The organism is Frankia sp. CcWB2 (assembly GCF_977927585.1).
The window spans coordinates 1-444 of the sequence record NZ_CDWRCM010000331.1; the positions used below are offsets into that span (position 1 = coordinate 1).

Annotated in this window: 1 protein-coding gene; it reads left to right on the forward strand. The window is 73.4% G+C overall.

Going from position 1 to position 444, the window contains the following annotated elements:
- A partial coding sequence (locus ACY45C_RS21265; RefSeq protein ID WP_462189326.1) for a glycosyltransferase occupies positions 1 to 444 on the forward strand: 444 nt, incomplete at both ends.

Below are 444 nucleotides of genomic sequence, written 5' to 3' on the forward strand. Positions count from 1 at the left end.
ATGCTGGCCGCCGGTCTGGCGGCCGGAGTGGCCGGTTGCGATTTGCGGGTCGTCGCCGTCGATCAGCTTCCGCTGCGGACGACTGACCTGCCGCTGCTCCTGCGGACCAGGGCGCTGTCGCGGCGGGCGGACGCTCGGGTCGCCGTGGGAGCCGGCAGCGCGCGACGGGTGGAGGACTTCTACGTCCTGGGACGCGGTTCGGTGTGCAGCATCCCGAATGGTGTCCCCGACCTCGGCGCCCCGCCGCACCGGCCGGCCAGGCCGGGCCCGATGGTGGTAGGTAGCCTCGGCCGGCTCGATCGGATGAAGGGCTATGACGTGCTCATCGCCGCTCTGGCCACGATGGACGGGGCGAACGTGGTTGTCGTCGGTGACGGGGCCGAGCGCCGCCAGCTGATCGAGCTCGCGGCGGCCAGCGGGGTGGCCGACCGGTTCGCCCTCGCC